General features: G+C 63.4%; 13 protein-coding genes. 11 read left to right on the forward strand and 2 right to left on the reverse strand.

Annotated features, from left to right (window positions below; all coding sequences use genetic code 11):
- Nucleotides 1–191 precede the first annotated feature (191 nt).
- A complete protein-coding gene (locus CDO35_RS07085) occupies nucleotides 192–1,415 on the forward strand; it encodes an OprD family porin (RefSeq protein WP_099523245.1) in 1,224 nt (407 codons plus the stop codon).
- Between the two features lie 138 nt (nucleotides 1,416–1,553).
- Nucleotides 1,554–3,437 carry a methyl-accepting chemotaxis protein gene (locus tag CDO35_RS07090; RefSeq protein ID WP_099523247.1) on the forward strand — a complete coding sequence of 628 codons (1,884 nt, stop codon included), beginning with the start codon at nucleotides 1,554–1,556 and terminating at the stop codon, nucleotides 3,435–3,437.
- Nucleotides 3,438–3,487: 50 nt separating this feature from the next.
- On the opposite strand, the gene CDO35_RS07095 is transcribed toward CDO35_RS07090, so the two are convergent.
- A complete protein-coding gene (locus CDO35_RS07095; RefSeq protein ID WP_099523248.1) occupies nucleotides 3,488–4,393 on the reverse strand; it encodes a TRAP transporter substrate-binding protein in 906 nt (301 codons plus the stop codon).
- Nucleotides 4,394–4,820: 427 nt separating this feature from the next.
- Between CDO35_RS07095 and CDO35_RS07105 the strand changes: the two genes are divergently transcribed.
- From CDO35_RS07105 to CDO35_RS07145, 9 genes are all read left to right on the forward strand, one after another.
- A complete protein-coding gene (locus CDO35_RS07105) occupies nucleotides 4,821–5,573 on the forward strand; it encodes a 5-oxoprolinase subunit PxpA (protein WP_099523251.1) in 753 nt (250 codons plus the stop codon).
- Nucleotides 5,570–6,283: a 5-oxoprolinase subunit B family protein gene (locus tag CDO35_RS07110; RefSeq protein ID WP_099523253.1), complete on the forward strand. Its 714-nt coding sequence runs from the start codon at nucleotides 5,570–5,572 to the stop codon at nucleotides 6,281–6,283. The genes CDO35_RS07105 and CDO35_RS07110 overlap by 4 nt, the downstream gene beginning before the upstream one ends.
- On the forward strand, nucleotides 6,280–7,209 hold the full coding sequence (locus CDO35_RS07115) for a 5-oxoprolinase subunit C family protein (protein WP_099523254.1): 930 nt from the start codon (nucleotides 6,280–6,282) through the stop codon (nucleotides 7,207–7,209). Before CDO35_RS07110 ends, CDO35_RS07115 begins: the two co-directional genes overlap by 4 nt.
- A 190-nt stretch (nucleotides 7,210–7,399) precedes the next feature.
- Nucleotides 7,400–8,359, forward strand: coding sequence for an AAA family ATPase (locus CDO35_RS07120; RefSeq protein WP_099523255.1), 960 nt, complete (start codon nucleotides 7,400–7,402; stop codon nucleotides 8,357–8,359).
- Nucleotides 8,360–8,459: 100 nt separating this feature from the next.
- Complete coding sequence (locus tag CDO35_RS07125) at nucleotides 8,460–9,407, forward strand: DUF58 domain-containing protein (protein WP_099523257.1); 948 nt, start codon at nucleotides 8,460–8,462, stop codon at nucleotides 9,405–9,407.
- Nucleotides 9,404–9,898, forward strand: coding sequence for a DUF4381 domain-containing protein (locus tag CDO35_RS07130; protein ID WP_099523259.1), 495 nt, complete (start codon nucleotides 9,404–9,406; stop codon nucleotides 9,896–9,898). Before CDO35_RS07125 ends, CDO35_RS07130 begins: the two co-directional genes overlap by 4 nt.
- Nucleotides 9,891–10,895: a vWA domain-containing protein gene (locus CDO35_RS07135; protein ID WP_099523261.1), complete on the forward strand. Its 1,005-nt coding sequence runs from the start codon at nucleotides 9,891–9,893 to the stop codon at nucleotides 10,893–10,895. Before CDO35_RS07130 ends, CDO35_RS07135 begins: the two co-directional genes overlap by 8 nt.
- Nucleotides 10,892–12,652 carry a VWA domain-containing protein gene (locus CDO35_RS07140; protein ID WP_099523262.1) on the forward strand — a complete coding sequence of 587 codons (1,761 nt, stop codon included), beginning with the start codon at nucleotides 10,892–10,894 and terminating at the stop codon, nucleotides 12,650–12,652. Before CDO35_RS07135 ends, CDO35_RS07140 begins: the two co-directional genes overlap by 4 nt.
- Nucleotides 12,649–14,289 (forward strand): BatD family protein, encoded by a 1,641-nt coding sequence (locus tag CDO35_RS07145; RefSeq protein WP_099523264.1) that lies wholly within the window; start codon nucleotides 12,649–12,651, stop codon nucleotides 14,287–14,289. Before CDO35_RS07140 ends, CDO35_RS07145 begins: the two co-directional genes overlap by 4 nt.
- A gap of 245 nt (nucleotides 14,290–14,534) precedes the next feature.
- On the opposite strand, the gene CDO35_RS07150 is transcribed toward CDO35_RS07145, so the two are convergent.
- Nucleotides 14,535–16,889, reverse strand: coding sequence for an efflux RND transporter permease subunit (locus CDO35_RS07150; RefSeq protein ID WP_099523265.1), 2,355 nt, complete (start codon nucleotides 16,887–16,889; stop codon nucleotides 14,535–14,537).
- Nucleotides 16,890–16,904 lie beyond the last annotated feature (15 nt).

Genomic DNA, 16,904 nt, shown 5'->3' on the forward strand with positions numbered 1-16,904 from the left:
CCAGAGGTTTTTCGCCCAGCCGATGAATTTTCCTATCGCTGGCCCCCTGTTTTTTCTCGTTGGACGCCGCCGAACAACGCTTTGAAGAATGGCGCCGCGCTCTGCGCAGACCAAAACAACATCATTCAAAACGCGCTCTGCCAAGCAGCCGCCCACGTCGGCTGCGCGCTCCCAACAGGAGACACTGCACCATGAAACCTCATTACCCCTTGGCATCCGCGCTGCTGCTCGGCGGCGGCCTGCCAACTCTCGCGCATGCCGATTTCATCGCTGACAGCAAAGCCAGCGTCGAGATGCGCAACTTCTATTTCAACCGTGATTTCCGCCAGAGCGGCGCCCGCGACAAGGCCGAAGAATGGGCGCAAGGCTTTCTGCTGCGCATGGAGTCGGGCTACACCGAGGGCACCGTCGGTTTCGGTATCGATGCATTGGGGATGCTCGGTCTGAAGCTCGACTCCGGTGATGGCACGGCCGGCAGCGGCCTGCTCCCGGCCGACCGCTCCGGCGGCTCACAGGATGAGTATTCCAAGCTCGGCCTGACCGCCAAAGTGAAGGTTTCCAACAGCACATTGAAAGCTGGCGCGCTGCACTTTCGCAGCCCGATCGTCTCGGCCAACGACTCACGCCTGCTGCCGCAGACCTTCCAGGGTGCACTGCTGAATGTTCAGGAAATCGACAACCTGACCCTGCAGGGCGGCAAGATCAACCGCATCAAGGCCAACAGCTCCACCGATTACACCGAGATGACCGGCAACCGCATCGGCGGCAATAGCGACTCTTTCGTGTTCGGTGGCGGTGAATACAAGATCACCCCGCAGCTCACCGCCGGCCTGCACTACGGCACCCTCGAGGACATCTACCAGCAGTACTACGGCACCCTGGTGCATGTACTGCCGCTGGGCGATGGCCAATCGTTCAAGACCGACCTGCGCTACTCGCAAAGCCGCGAGGACGGCAACTTCCGCGACCTCGACAACAAGGCTTTCGGCGCCATGTTCACCTACAGCATGGGCGGCCACGCCTTCGGTGCCGGCTACCAGCGCATGAGCGGTGACGACCCGTTCCCGTACATCGCCAGCAGCGACCCGTTTCTGGTCAACTTCGTGCAGATCAACGACTTCGCCAACGTCGAGGAGCGTTCCTGGCAGGTGCGCTACGACTACAACTTCGCCAGCATCGGCATCCCCGGTCTGACCTTCATGACTCGCTATATCTCTGGTGACAACGTAGAAGTCGCCGGCCGCAGCAGTGAAGGCAAGGAATGGGAACGTAATACCGATATCGCTTACGTGGTGCAGAACGGCCCGCTGAAGAATCTCGGGCTGAAATGGCGTAACGCCACGGTTCGCTCCAATTTCGGCAACGATCTCGACGAGAACCGCCTAATTCTCAGCTACACCCTGCCACTTTGGTAAGTACTCAACTCATGACGGGGCCCTTGCGGCCCCGTTCGCGTTTCTCGGGAAACAGGATAGTCATAGACTTTTAATCAAGTTGTATGACAACTTGCCGACTCCTGAGAATCATCCTGAAGAAGATGGCGAGGCGTTATCGTGAGCTTTTTACTGTCCTGGCAACAAAAATTCCGAGCCCTTATCGCGCTCACCCTGATCAGCCTGATCTTGATGGCGGCCGCTTCGTTATGGGCCAACCATCGCGTCAGTAGCGCATTACAGGCGAGGGAACAGGCGGCAGCCTATGCCAGCGCCAGTACCCAGCTGATGAACAACTGGTGGCAACAGAACGCACTGCGCCAACAGATCACTCCCGATCTGCAGGCAGAATTCGACAGCGGTCTCAATGAGCTGCAAGAACTCGTCGGACAACTGTTGACGCAGGCACAAGCACTGGAAGACGACGCCACCTTGCAATACGCCCAGCAGATTCAGACCGTGCTGCTGGAAGAACTGGCCCAACAACGCCAATGGCTTAGCCTCAATCAGACCCTGGGCCTGACCCCCTTCGAGGGCCAGCGCAAAACGCTGACCGAGAGAGGCAAGGCCTTGGAGGCGATCAGCTTCGATCTGATCAAACCGTTCATCAGCGGCGCCCTGAGCAGCCAACGCGACTACCTTTCCACCTTCGATCCAGCCTTCGCCCAGATTGCCCTGACGGCGATCGGCAAACTGCAGGAGCAGATCACGGAGCTCGAATGGCAGGACACGCCGATCGGCAAGAACGTGCAGGGTTATGCCCAGGCGTTCGGCGATATCCATGGCAATATCGAGCGCATCAACGCGACCAATCAGCGCCTGCGCCAATTGGGCGAACAGTTGCAGACGCGTATCGAAGAGCAGGCGCAAGCCCTGCAAAGCGGCTTGCTGCAGCGCCGCACGCAGGAAGCCGAACAGGCGCGCCTGTCGGCACTGTGGATGATGGGGCTGAGCTTCATTGCCGTTGCTGCCCTGCTCTGCTTCACCCTGCTGCAGGCGTCACGCACGCTGGTCACCCGCCTGCGCAATGCTACCCAGTTGCTCACTCAGGTCGCTTCTGGCGATCTCACCGGCAAGCTGCCGGTAGGCAGCAACCCGCGTGACGAATTCAACCAGTTGGCCGAATCCGCCAACCGCATGATCCAGGGCATCGGCGGCATCGTTGCCGAAGTGGTGCGCGCCAACGGCGAGCTGAGCCGCCTGCACCATCACCTGGGCGATGCCATGCGCCAATTGGGTGATAACAGTACCCAGGTGGAGATGCAGACCGAGCAGGCTGCCTCGGCCTCGCATCAGATCAGCGCTACCCTCAACGACATGGCGCAACGCACCGCCGAAGTCGGCACTGCCACCACCAGCGCTTATGATGCCGCGCGCGATGGTGGCAAGGTAATCGCTGCCAGCGTCGACAGCATGAGTCGCCTGGCACAGCTGATTCAGGACACCCACAGCCAGGTCGATGCTCTCGGCCAGAGCAGCGCACGGGTCAACGGCATCGTCGATGTGATCAACAGCCTCGCCGACCAGACCAATTTGCTCGCTCTCAACGCGGCCATCGAGGCAGCACGAGCGGGTGACGCCGGCCGCGGCTTCTCGGTGGTAGCCGATGAGGTGCGCTCGCTGGCGCAGAAGACGGTCTCGGCAACCACCGACATCAGCGCCATCGTCAGCGAGTTCCAGCAGCAGACCCGTCACATGCACCAGTTGATGAGCAATGGCCTGAACCTGGCCGCCGACAGCGAGCGACATGCTGCTCAGGTAGCCGACGCCATCAGCTCCATCACCTCGGCGATGGAGCGCCTGACCGGCGAGATGAACCAGGTCGTGGTGGCCATCGAGGAAGTGTCCACCACCACCGAAGACATCGCCGACAAGATGGAAACCATCAACGTGCATACCGGGCAAAGCAAGGACCTGCGTCATACCCTGGGCGGCCATACCGAGGGGCTGTCGTCCCAGGTCGATGCACTGGGACGCAGCGCCAGCCAGTTCCAACTGGCCTGAATGCAGCCAGAGCCCGGTCGCCATGACGACCGGGCGTTCACATCGACGGACTAGCGTGGCAGCCCATCGAGATACGCCTCGATGATCTGCGCGTACTCCTCACCTGCACGCGCCAGCCATTCTTCGGTGAGCTGCTGACCCACCTCGGCCAGATCACGGTGCAATTGCGGGTCGATGTCCTGCACCACGGTCATGCCGCGCCTGGCGAGCATCCGCGTCTGATAGCCAGTCAAGGCCCAGGACAATTCCCACCCTGCCCGCTCGGCGCGCTCACCGGCATTCAGCAATGCTCGACGCTGTGCCTCTGGCAGACGCTGGAAAGCGCGCTCGTTGACGATAACGATGTTCTTCGGGATGAAAGCGCGCACGTCGTAGAAGTGCGAGGCGAAATCCCAGGCGCGCAGGTCCATGCCGGTGGCGCTGGAGGTGAGCATGATGTCCACCTGCCCTGCACGGAAGGCCTGCGGCACGTCCTCGGTATTGATGGTCGTCGGCTGCGCGTGGAGCAAATGAGCCAGGCGCGAGATGGTCGGGTTGTAAGAGCGAAAACGCAGATCGCGAACATCCTCCACAGTCTGCAGCGGGCGATTGCTGAACAGGCTCTGCGCCGGCCACGGCACGGCGTAAACCAGGCGCACGCCGTCGGCCAGCAAACGCCGCTTCACCGCCTCACGGCTTACCGCCCAGAGCTTGCGCGCCTGCTCGTAGTCGGTGGCGAGAAACGGCAGACTGTCCAACTCGTAGATCGGATCTTCATTGCCCAGCGCAGACATGAACACATCGCCGATCTGAATATCGCCGCGGCTTACCGCCGGCTTGACCTCGGGACGGCGATACAGGGTGGAGTTCGGGTGAACGCGAATATCCAGCTGGCCTTTGGTGGTCTGACGAACATTCTTGGCGAAGTCCACCGCCACGCGGCTGATGAAGTTGCCGGCAGGCTGTTCCACGGACATGGACCAACGTTCAGCGCCGTACAGGGGTAACGCCAGAGGTAGAGCGACAAGTAATGCGCAAAACACGGACATGCAAGGTACGGTCTTCATTGGGTTGCCCCCGTAGACTGGTAGACCAGGTACATGAGTCGATTGGAAAGAAACGCAAAAGCCCCCGGGTACGGGAGACACCGGGGGTTGCGCCAGAACGGCGCCAAGGAGCGTCTCACCCAGTCACTGTCGAGGGCTGCGACAATGCTGTCCAACGGGAAAAACCGGCGCCTGGCGATTAGAAAATCCGATGCGTGCACCATCAGCTTTTCCTATCTCCGGCGGATGTTTTAATTAGTTGGACGCTTCTCGGCGGCACCGGAAAAATGAAGCCAACGCCCAGAACAGCCCAAAGCTGTCGGACCACATCCATGCACGCCATGATTAGGATGCTCACTTGAACAGCCTGCTTTTGAATTGCGACATCGGCGAAAGCTTCGGCGCCTGGACCATGGGCCTGGACGCCGAGGTCATGCCCTACATCGACTGCGCCAACATCGCCTGCGGCTTCCACGCCTCCGACCCCAGCGTGATGCGCAAGACCGTGGCCCTGGCCGTGGCTCACGACGTACGTATCGGTGCGCACACTGCCTATCAGGATCTGGTCGGTTTCGGCCGTCGTTCGATGGACTGCACGCCGCAGGAGGTCGAAGACCTGATGCTCTATCAAATCGGTGCGCTGGAAGGCATCTGCCGCAGCCAGGGTACCCACGTCAGCTACGTCAAACCGCACGGCGCGCTGTATCAGGACATGATGCGCAAGCCCGCCACCCTGCGTGCGGTGATGAGTGCCGTGGCCAAGTACAACCGCCATCTGCCGCTGATGCTGATGTGCACCCGCGACAACAGCCAGTTCCAGGCGCTGGGCAACGAGTACGGTCTGACGTTGTGGTTCGAGGCTTTCGCCGATCGTGCATACGACGCCGCCGGTTTCCTGGTGAGCCGCAGCCTGCCGGGTGCCGTGCACCATGACAGCGAAGTGATCGTCAGCCAGGCGATCACCCTTGCGCGTGGCGAGGCGCTGCAGGCCAGCGACGGCAGCGCGCTGCAGTTGAACGCGCAGACCCTGTGCGTACATGGCGACAACGCCAGCTCGGTGGCTGCCGTGCAACGTATCCGGCAGGCCTTCGACGGCCTGGCACAGGCATGAAGGCGCCCAACGTCCGGCTGGAAGTCGCCGGCATCGACAGCCTGATCCTGCGCCTGTTCGACTTTATCGATGAAGCCAACATGCCGTGGATGCTGGCAGCCCGCACGCGCCTTCAGGAAGTGTTCGGCGGCGCGCTGATCGACCTGGTGCCCTCCTACACCACCCTGTTGTTGCACTACGACCTGTGCCAACTCGACAGCAAGCAGGCGCGGGCCAAGGTCGCTGAAGCATTCGACGGTTTGCAGCCTGCCGACCTGCAAGGCGGCCGCGAACACCAGTTGCCTACCTGGTACGACCGCAGCGTCGGCCCGGAACTGCAACTGCTGGCACGCCGTAGCGGGCTGAGCGAGGCCGAAGTGATCACCCGGCACAGCGGCCATGCCTACCAGGTGTTCGCCCTGGGTTTCGCCCCCGGTTTCGCCTTCATGGGCCTGGTCGAGGAAATCCTCGCTGCGCCACGCCTGAGCACACCGCGCAAGCGCATCGCCGCCGGTAGCGTCGGTATCGCCGAACGGCAGACAGCCGCCTACCCGGTGGTTTCGCCCGGAGGCTGGAACCTGATCGGACGCACGCCAAGTCGTCTGTTCGGCAGCGATATCGAAGGCTATAGCCTGCTGCAACCCGGTGATCGCGTGCGCTTCGTAGCCATCGACCGCGCCGAGTTCATCCGTCTGGGCGGCGACGACAGTCCGCTGGAGGCCAGCCAATGAACGCTCTTGATGGCGGCTTGCGTGCATTGCGCAGCAGCCCTTTCGTTCAGTTGCAAGATGGGGGACGTTTCGGCGTACGCCACCTTGGTGTGACCCAGTGCGGGGCCCTGGACTGGATCGCCCATCGCTGGGCCAACTGGTTGCTGGGCAATCCGCTGACTGCCGCCGTGGTGGAGATCACTCTGGGCAATGCCGAGTTCGAATGCAGCCGCGACGCCACCCTGGCGCTAACCGGTGCCGACCTCGGTGCACGGCTGGACGACCAGCCGCTAACACCGTGGCGCAACTTCGCAGTGCGCAAAGGCCAGCGCCTGAGCTTCGCCCAGCCGCGCCAAGGCGCGCGTGCCTACCTGGCAGCACCGGGTGGATTCCAGGCACCCTTGGTGCTCGGCAGTTGCGCCAGTATGCTGCGCGAGGGGCTTGGCGGCCTGCTGGGCGATGGCCGTGCCATTGCTGTCGGCGACTCGCTGGGCTGGACCGCTGCCACTGGCGCAACGCGGCAGATGCCCGCCGAATTCATTCCCGAATACCAGGCTGCGCCTCGCCTGCAACTGGTACTGGGCGCGCAGATTGGCGACTTTCGCGGGCAGAGCCTGTTCGACGCCTTCAACAGTGAATGGCTGATCGACCAGCGCGCCGATCGCATGGGCATTCGCCTGAATGGCCCGCAACTGCAATGCCAGCGGGGCTCGATGATCTCCGAAGGCATCCCCCTGGGCGCCGTACAGGTGCCGCCGGACGGCCAGCCGATCATCCTGCTCAACGATCGTCAGACCATCGGTGGCTACCCGCGCCTGGGTGCGCTGACGCCACAGGCCGTGGCTCGGCTGGCGCAATGCCTGCCAGGGCAGACCGTACACCTTGTCCCCACCACGCAGGACAGCGCCCTGCTAACCCAGCGTCAACTCCTGGCGCAGTGGCAATAGCGCCGCGTAGCAATGGCCCACCTGCGGCAATGGCGGGTCATTGCGGCGCTGGCGATCAGCCTCTCATTTCTGTTGCCAGACTGTTCATGAACAGCGCCGCAGATAGCGGCTGAAGCCGCAAATGCATTAAAGTCGGCGGTCTGCACGCGCGGCAATCACAGCCCCGCCCATCCGCCAGAAGAGCCCTACGATGGAACACCGTGAAGCGCTGGTCGCGTTACGCCAATTTCTCTCCACTCAGATCCTCGGCCAGGAAAAGCTCATCGAGCGTTTGCTGATCGCGCTGCTCGCCGATGGCCATCTGCTGGTCGAAGGCGCCCCTGGACTGGCCAAGACCAAGGCGATCAAGGAGCTGGCCGAAGGTATCGAGGGCGAGTTCCATCGCATCCAGTTCACCCCGGACCTGCTCCCGGCGGACATCACTGGCACCGAGATCTACCGCCCGGAAACTGGCAGCTTCGTGTTCCAGCAGGGGCCAATCTTCCACAACCTGGTGCTGGCCGACGAGATCAACCGCGCCCCGGCCAAAGTGCAGTCGGCGCTGCTCGAAGCCATGGCCGAGCGCCAGGTCTCGGTCGGACGCTCGACCTACGATCTGTCGCCGCTTTTTCTGGTCATGGCCACGCAGAACCCCATCGAGCAGGAAGGCACCTACCCGTTGCCAGAAGCGCAACTCGACCGCTTCCTTATGCATGTGAAGATCGGTTTTCCCGACGCGGCCGTGGAGCGCAAGATTCTTGCCCAGGCCCGCGGCGATGCGCTCAATGGTGAGGCCAAGCCCGAGCACCGGGTCAGCCAGCAGGCCGTGTTCGCCGCACGCAAGGAGATTCTCAGCCTGTACATGGCCGATGCCGTGGAGGAATACCTGGTGCAACTGGTCATGGCCAGCCGCACCCCGGCCAAGTTCGACGCCGAGCTGGCCGACTGGATCGCTTACGGCGCCAGCCCGCGCGGCTCCATCGCCCTCGACCGTTGCGCACGCGCTCATGCCTGGCTGGCCGGGCGCGACTTCGTCAGCCCGGAAGACATCCAGGCGGTGCTGTTCGACGTGCTGCGCCACCGCATCATCCTGTCTTTCGAGGCGGAAGCCTCGGGGGTCGATCAGGATCGCGTGATCCAGCGCATCCTCGACGTGGTGGCGGTGGCTTGATGCAGCCGCGCCCTATGCGCCTGTCCCACGTAGCCCGGATGCAATCCGGGGCTGATTACGCTGCCTGCCCGGATTGCATCCGGGCTACGGGCTGAAGCCCATGCAAACCCCAACCAGCCAACCCGGCATCCATATCACCCTCGGCGAGCTGATCGACATGCGCCACAAGGTGCATGAGGTGCCGCTGTTCTCCACCCCGGCCCGGCGCAGCCCGCTGATCGGCCTGCATCACTCCAAGCTGCGCGGCCGTGGCGTGGACTTCGACCAGGTGCGCGTCTACCAGCCGGGCGACGATGTGCGCACCATCGACTGGCGCGTCACCGCACGCACCCAGGAGCCGCACACGAAGCTGTTCCATGAGGAACGCGAGCGCCCCATCTTCATCATCAGCGAGCAGAGCCAACGCCTGTTCTTCGGCTCCGGTCAATGCTTCAAATCGGTTCTGGCCGCGCGCGCCGCGGCGCTGATCGGCTGGGCCGCGCTGGGTCACAACGATCGCATCGGCGGCCTGGTGTTCGCCGACAACGAGCATCACGAGGTCAAGCCACGGCGCAGCAAGCAGAGCCTGCTACAACTGCTCAACCTGCTGGCCCGCGCCAACCAAGCGCTCGGTCCGGAAAGCCAGGCCAACACCAGCCGCGACAATTTTGGCCTGGCCCTGCGTCGCGCCCGCGAGGTGCTGCGCCCGGGCAGCCTGGTGATCGTGCTGTGCGATGAACGCGCCCTGAGCGACAACGCCGAACAGCAACTCACCTTGCTCGCACGCCACACGGACCTGTTGCTGCTGCCGCTGTCCGATCCGCTCGACCACGCCTTGCCGGCAGCCGGCCTGCTGCGTTTCACCCAGAACGGTGCGCAGCTGGAGCTCGACAGCCACAATGGCGACCTGCGCCAGGCCTATCGCACCCAGGCCCAGGCCCGCGAGGCACGCTGGCAACGCCTGGCACAAAAGCTGGGCGTGCCGCTGCTGCCGCTGAGCACGCAGTTCGAACTGGTCGAGCAATTGCAGGAGCAGCTCAGCAGCCTGCACGCGAGAAAATCCCTATGAATCCCATCGACCAGTTGCAGCCGCTGATCGATCCAGCGCCCGTGCCCTGGTGGCCACTAGCACCCGGCTGGTGGTTGCTGGCTGTGCTCTTGCCACTGCTGGCTTGGGGCCTGTGGCGCTTGCTGCGCAATTGGCGACGCCGTCCGCCAAAGGTGGCGACACAGCAAACACTCGACCCACTGCGCCAGGCTGCGCTCGACGAACTGTCGCGCCTGAGCAAGCCCTTCGACGGCGCCCCGGCCGGCCCCTGGCTGCAGCAGCTCAACGCCCTGCTCAAGCGCCTGTGCCGCGAACGCTATCCCGAGAGTGCCAGCCACACCCTGAGCAGCCGCGCCTGGCTGGCGTTTCTCGATAACCGCTGTCCGGCGGCGGGTCTGACCCGCTGGATGATACTCGTCGACGGCAGCTACAGACCGCAGTGCACGCTGAGCGACAAGGCCATAGTGGAGCTCGATCAGGCCATCGCCACCTGGATTCGCAAGCATGTTTGAGTTCGCCTGGCCCTGGGTCTTTCTGCTCGCGCCGCTGCCCTGGCTACTGCGCGTGCTGCTGCCGCCGGCCGACAGCGGTGATGCGGCGCTGCGCGTCGGCTTTCTTGACGAATTGCAGGCCCTGAGCGGGCGTCGCGCCCGTGCCGCCCTGCCCAGCTGGCGCCAGCAAGCGCCGCTGGTGCTGCTCTGGTGCCTGCTGCTGTGCGCTGCCACCCGGCCACAGTGGGTCGGCGAACCGCTGCCGCTGCCCGCCAGCGGCCGCGATTTGCTGCTCGCCGTGGATGTATCCGGATCCATGGATTACGCCGATATGCAGTGGGACGACGAACCGATCAGCCGTCTGGAGCTGGTCAAACGCCTGCTCGGCGATTTCATCGAAGGCCGCCGTGGCGATCGCGTTGGCCTGATCCTGTTCGGCAGCCAGGCCTATCTGCAGGCGCCGTTGACCTTCGACCGCCACACCGTACGCACCTGGCTGGACGAGGCGCTGATCGGCATCGCCGGCAAGAACACCGCCATCGGCGATGCCATCGGCCTGGCGGTCAAACGTCTGCGCCAGCGCCCGGCGCAAAGTCGCGTGCTGGTGCTGGTCACCGACGGCGCCAACAACGGCGGCGAAATCGATCCGATGGTGGCTGCACAACTGGCCGCCGATGAAGGTGTGCGTATCTATGCCATCGGCATCGGCGCCGACCCACAGCAAAGCGGTGCATTCGGCAGCTTCGGTTTCAGCGCGTTGGATCTGGACGAAACCAGCCTGCGCGCGATCACCGACGTCACGGGCGGTGAGTATTTCCGCGCACGCAATCAGGCCGAGCTAACCCAGATCGAACAGACCCTCGACCGCCTCGAGCCCGTCGCCCAGCAACCCACCCTCGCCCGTCCGGCCCAGGCCCTCTATGCCTGGCCACTGACGCTGGCGCTGCTGGGCTCGTTGCTGCTGGTTAGCCAAGTGCTCTGGCCTGACATGCTACAGCGGCTCAGGAGGCGTACATGAGCATGCTCTGGCCGGAATGGCTGCGCCCATTGTGGCTACTGGCCGCGCCCTTGCTGGCCTGGTTGCTCTGGCGCCTGTGGCATCGCGAGCGTCAGAGCGGGCGCTGGCAACTGCTGCTGCCACCTGCATTCCATCAGGCACTGCTCAAGGGCGGCAGTGGCCGCTCCAGCAAGCTGCCCTGGCTGGCACTCGGCCTGGCCTGGCTGCTCGCCGTACTGGCGCTGCTCGGCCCCAGTTGGCAACGCGTCGAGCAGAGCAACCAGAAGCCCGCCGACCCACTGTTGATCCTGCTCGAACTGACGCCGCAGATGCTCGCGACCGACGGACGCCCCAATCGACTGGAACAGGCTCGGCGCAAGTTGCTCGACCTGCTCGAAGCCCGTCGCGACGCACAGACGGCAATCATCGTTTACGCCGGCAGCGCACACAGTCTGGTGCCGCTGTCCGATGACCTGGCCACCAGCCGCAACCTGCTGGAAGCGCTGAAACCCTCGCTGATGCCGGAGCCGGGCCGACGCGCCGATCTGGCCGTCGCGCGCGCGCTGCAACTGCTCGACCAGGCACAGCTGGGCCAGGGCCGCCTGCTACTGATCACCAGCGCCCTCGATGAAGAGGAGCGCAGCGGTATCCAGCAGGCACTGGAGAAACGCTCGGTACCGCTGCTGGTGCTCGGCGTGGGCAGTCGCGAAGGCGCGCCAGTGGTGCAAGAGGACGGTAGTTTTCTCAAGGACTCGCGCGGCGCCATCCTGATCCCACGCCTGGATGCACGCGGCCTGCGGGAAACCGCCGAGGCTCACGGCGGCCGCTATGCGCCGATCCGCCTGGACGACGACGACCTGCGCCGCCTAGGCCTGCTCGATGGCCCACAGGCCATGCGCGCGGCAGGTGAGCCGACCTTGCTCGACAGCCATATCGACCAGGGCTACTGGCTGTTGCTGCCACTGCTGTTGCTGGCCGCCTGCGCCGGGCGCCGCGGCTGGCTGTTCTGCCTACCACTGCTGCTGATGCTGCCGCCACAAAACAGCCAGGCCTTCGAATTCGATGACCTCTGGCTGCGCCCCGATCAGCAGGGCCAGCGCCTGCTGGAAGCACAACGCCCGGACGAGGCCGCCCAGCGCTTCGTCGATCCGCAGTGGCAAGGCAAGGCTCTCTATGAGGCCGAGGATTACTCTGCCGCCGCAGAGCGTTTCGCCAAGGGCGACAGCGCCATCGATCACTACAATCGCGGCAACGCCCTGGCCAAGGCCGGTGAACTGGAAGCGGCACTGGATGCCTATGAGCAGGCCCTGGAACGCCAACCGGAGCTGGCTGCCGCGCAGCACAACAAGGCCCTGGTGGAAGAAGCGCTGCGCCAACGCGAGAATCAGCAGCAGTCAGGCAATAGCGACTCGGGCCTGCAGCAGGAACCTGCCAACGAGCAACCGGAGGCCAATGAGTCTTCGACCGGCCAACCTGCCGAGAACAATACCGCGCAACCCGCCCAGCCAAGCAGCTCCGGCGATAACAGTGCGCGCAGCGAAACACAGGGCAGCGCCAACGGCGCCGGTGAAGATGAGGTGCGACCCACCTCCGGCAGTGAAACCCCGGATGACGCCGAGCCCGTCGAGCAACCGCGCACGGAAGCCGACCTGGGCACCGCGGCAGAACGTCGGCAAGCGCTGGAACAATGGCTGCGGCAGATCCCGGACGACCCGGCGGAGCTGCTGCGGCGCAAATTCTGGTATGAACAGCAACAGCGTCAGGACTCGAACCGATGAAGCGTCTGGTCTTCCTGCTTCTTCTAGTGCTCGCGGGGCAGGCCCATGCCGAAGCCTTTTTCGCCAGCGTCGACCGCACTCGCCTGAGCGAAGGCGAAACCGTGGTACTGACGCTGGAGTCGACTGACCCGACCCGCTTCGGTCGGCCCGACCTGAGCCCGCTGGAGAAAGACTTCGAGGTACTTGGCAGCCGTCAGGTTAACCGTCTGAGCAGCATCGGCGATGCACCGCGCGCCAGCACTCGCTGGATCCTCACCCTGCAGCCGCGCCGCAACGGCGAGGTGACAATCCCGGCAATCCGCCTGGAAGACGCCGAAACCCTGCCAATCACGCTGAATGTCGAGGCAGCCGTCAGCGCTGGCGATGGCGAACAACTGGCACCGGTATTCATCGATGCCAGCCTCGATCAGGACAACGTCTACGTCCAGGCTCAGGCGGTGCTGACCCTGCGCATCTACCACTCGGTGTCCATGTACGACGACAGCAGCCTGACGCCGCTGCGGCTGCCCGATGCCCGCGTCGAACAACTGGGCGAACCGCGCACTTACGAAAAGAGCATCGGCGGCGTGCTGCACGGCGTGATCGAGCTGCAGTACGCCATCTATCCGCAACGCAGCGGCGAGCTGGTGATTCCCGGGCAGACCTTCAGCGCAACCCTGGTCGACCGCTCGCGCAGTACCGACTTCCTGCCATTCGGGCCACGCACCGGCAAGGTCTCACGGGTCAAGTCCCCCGATATTCCGTTGCAGGTCAAACCCAAGCCGGCTGACTACCCGGCCGATGCGCCCTGGCTGCCGGCGCGCGCACTGGGCCTGGCGGAAACCTGGAACCCGCAACCGGAGCAGAGCCAGGTCGGCGACTCCCTGACCCGCCGCCTGATTCTCAAGGTCGACGGACTTTCCAGTGCTCAGCTGCCACCATTGCCGGCGACCCAGGTCGACGGCCTGCGTCGCTATCCGGATCAGCCGCAGATGAACGACCAGAAGAGCGAAACGGGCATCATCGGCACCCGCGAGGAACGCGAGGCACTGGTGCCTAATCGCAGCGGCAGTTTCGAGCTGCCGCCTCTGGAAGTGCTGTGGTGGAACACCCAGACCGACACACTGGAGCGCACCACCCTCTCCGCCCGCACGTTGCAGGTCGCGGCAAACCCGCAACTGCAGAACGATGAACAACCCAATACACCGATGGTGACGACCCAGGTGATCGAAGGGCCGGACCTGTGGCCCTGGCAGTTGGCCTGCGCGCTATTGAGCGTAACCACGCTGCTCGGCTTCGGCTTGTGGTGGCATGCCCGTCGGCAACCGGCGATCCAGCGCGTGGCACAGAGCGGCCCCAGCCCGCGCACGCTGCTCGACGACATCAAGCGCGCCTGCCAGGCCGGCGATGCCCAGGCCACGCGTCATGCACTCGACGCCTGGGCCCGTCAGCAACCGGAAACCCTCGCCGATATGGCAGCACGCTACGTACCGCTGTCGGACGCCCTGGACGGTCTCAACGGCGCGCTGTACAGCGAAGTTGGCCAACAGTGGCAAGGCGAGGAGCTGTGGAAGGCGATTCGCAACTTGCCCGATGTGCAGGAACCGGCTGCTACGCCGCAAGACAGCAGCGCACTACCACCGCTGTATCCGCGCTAGCACTGCTCTCGCGGGCGTCGAAGCGCCCCCCACGCAGCGCGTTCGGATCACGGCGACAACGCCAACGTGGCAGGCGCCTACGATTGCAGTGTCCCCACAGAACTAGCCGGCTTGCCGGCGATACACCCTATGGCAGCAATGTCGCCAGCAAGCTGGCTCCTACAGAGCGCACAGCGGAAACATACCGATAGCTCATAAAAAAACCGCGGCCCAAGGGCCGCGGTTTTCGTTCTGCGCGATAGGCATCAAGCCTTGGCGCGCATTTTCTCGGTATTGATCAGGAAACGGGCCAGGGCCGGCAGCAGCCAGATCGCACCGATCATGTTCCACAGGAACATGAAGGTCAGCATCAAGCCCATGTCGGCCTGGAACTTGATCGCCGAGAAGATCCAGGTCGCCACACCGATCGCCAGGCAAACGCCGGTGAACAGTACCGCCTTACCGGTAGACTTCAGCGTCTCGTAGTAGGCTTCCTGCAGCGGCATGCCCTGACGCAGGTAAGTCTCCAGACGGCTGTAGATGTAGATGCCATAGTCGACACCGATACCCACACCCAATGCGATCACCGGCAGCGTGGCGACCTTCACACCGATACCCATGAAGGCCATCAGCGCGTTACCCAGCACCGAGGTCAACACCAGTGGCAGGATCACGCAGAGGGTCGCAGCCAGCGAGCGGAAGGTCAGCAGACACATGATGCTCACCGCCGCGTAGACGGCGATCAGCATGGTGGTCTCGGACGCGGCGATTACCTCGTTGGTCGCGGCTTCGATACCGGCGTTACCGGCAGCCAGTACCACCTGAAGGTCGTCAGTGGTGTGCTGCGCAGAGAACTCTTCAGCCGCAGCCACGGCGCGCGACAGGGTCTCGGCCTTGTGGTCCTCGAGGAACACCAGCACCGGCGCCACGGAGCAGTCGGCGTTGTACAGGCCTTCGGCACGGGCAATGGAGTTGTTCAGTACGTCCTGGTTACGCGACAGGGTTTCCCATTTCAGGTTGCCCTCGTTCATGCCCTTGATCACCTGTTTGGACACGGTGACCATGGAGATGGCCGACTGCACGCCCTCGGTGTTCTCCATCTTCCACATCAGCTCGTCCATGGCGGCTAGGCTGTCATAGGTAGAGCAGCCTTCGGGGCCGGTCTTGATCATGACTACCAGTACGTCGGAACTGGTCGAGTAGTTGCGGATGACGAAGTCGTTGTCCAGGTTGTAGCGCGAGTCCGGATGCAGTTCCGGCGCGCCCTGATCGAGGTCACCGATCTTCAGGTTCTGGCCGTACCAGACACCACCAGCCAGCGCCACTACGGCAACGACAACGGAGATCGGTGCCACCATCGGGTGGGCGCAGTTGGAAATGGCGCGCCAGACCGGATGATCCTTGGCGGCCTCCTCGCGGCTCTTCTTCACCGCACGGTTGCCGATACCGATATAGGAAATCACGACCGGCAGCAGGATCAGGTTGGTGAGGATGATCACCGCCACACCCATCGATGCGCCGATGGCCAGCTCGCGGATAACGCCGATATCGATCAGCAGCAGGGTAACGAAACCAACTGCGTCGGACAGCAGCGCCACCAACCCCGGGATGAACAGTTGGCGGAACGCCATGCGCGCGGCGGAGAGTGCATCGGTCGCCTCACCCGATGCCATGGCGATGCCGTTGATCTTCTGCACGCCATGGGAGATGCCGATGGCAAATACCAGGAATGGCACCAGCATCGAGTAGGGATCGAGACCGAAGCCCAGGGTATGCAGCAAGCCCAGCTGCCAGATCACTGCGACCAGCGTGGTGATCAGCACCGCCAAGGTGCTCTTGACGCAGTGGGTGAACCACAGCAGCAGCACGAAGGTGATGCCAATGGCCACGGCAAAGAACAGCGCCACACCGATCAGGCCATCGATGAGATCACCGACCTTCTTGGCGAAGCCGATGATATGCACCTTGACGTTGGGATTCTGCGCCTCGTACTTCTGGCGAATCTTGTCTTCAAGCTCGTGAGAGAACTTCTGGTAGTCCAGCTTGATCAGCTTGCTCTGATCATTCGGGTCCGGGTAGGACTCGAGCAGCGGAATATCGACGATGCTGGACTTGAAGTTGTTCGCCACCAGGCGACCGATCTGACCGGACTTGAGAATGTTGCTACGCAGATCCTCAAGGCTATCTGCAGAACCGTCGTAGGTCTGCGGGATCACTTCGCCGCCAGCAAAGCCCTCTTCGGTCACTTCGGTCCAGCGCACGCTCGGACTCCACAGCGACTTCAGACCGGAGCGGTCGACGCCAGGAATGTAGAACGCCTCGTCATTGATCTGCCGCAGCGTTTCCATGTATTCCTTGCTGAAGATGTCACCATCGGTGGCTTCCACCGAGATGCGCACCGTGTTACCCAGGTTGGCCAGGTCATTACGGTGTTCGAGCATCTTCTGAATATAGGGGTGCCCCAGCGGAATCATCTTCTCGAAACTGGTCTGCGGGCGTACCTGGGCAGCCTGATAGAACAGGAAGATGCTGATCAGCAGGCAGATCAGGATCACCGCCGGGCGATTATTGAAAATCAGCCGTTCAAGGAAGGAAGCAGGCTGTTGTTGGTGATTGGTCATGCAAAGGCTCCCGGC

Origin of the sequence: Pseudomonas sediminis, assembly GCF_002741105.1 — a bacterium.
Classification (GTDB): Bacteria; Pseudomonadota; Gammaproteobacteria; order Pseudomonadales; family Pseudomonadaceae; genus Aquipseudomonas; species Aquipseudomonas sediminis.